This window comes from Bradyrhizobium sp. NBAIM08 (assembly GCF_020193935.1).
In the GTDB taxonomy this organism is placed as follows: Bacteria; Pseudomonadota; Alphaproteobacteria; order Rhizobiales; family Xanthobacteraceae; genus Bradyrhizobium; species Bradyrhizobium yuanmingense.
The window spans coordinates 1-430 of sequence record NZ_JADYVR010000551.1 but is presented as its reverse complement, the minus strand read 5'-3'; the positions used below and the strand labels follow the sequence as shown (position 1 = coordinate 430).

1 protein-coding gene is annotated in these 430 nt (G+C 54.4%); it reads left to right on the top strand.

The features are described from left to right. Positions 1 to 147 precede the first annotated feature (147 nt). The coding region (locus I6F37_RS40900; RefSeq protein WP_225154506.1) for a helix-turn-helix domain-containing protein at positions 148 to 430 on the top strand (283 nt) is incomplete at its 3' end.

The following is a 430-nucleotide window of genomic DNA, read 5'->3' as shown; positions in this document are numbered from 1 at the left end:
GTCAATCAGCGGCGCGTTGCTCTTTTCCATGTTTTGGGCAATGTTGGGAGCAAAAGTGCCCGAGGGCTTGCGTAGTTGGGCAGCGATGAAATCGGGGCTGGGGGGTGTGTCGCTCATGTCAGGCTCTCCTGGTTAGTATGCTTTGGCATGCTTTTCCATCCCCGGCTGACTGAGCTTAGATGGGTACAATGGGTATTAGAACTCAATGTACCACTGCTTCTCGCCAACACCAGTGCTAAAAAAGAACTGGTGGCCCATATGGGAGAATCTATTATGTCAAAGTATGGCCAATTCTGCCCTATTGCGAAGGCGCTTGAGGTCATCGGGGACCGCTGGACGCTGTTGATCGTACGCAACATGCTCTGTGGAATGACACACTTCAACGACCTGGAGCGCGGCCTGCCCGGCATCTCGCGCCCGCTGCTAGCAC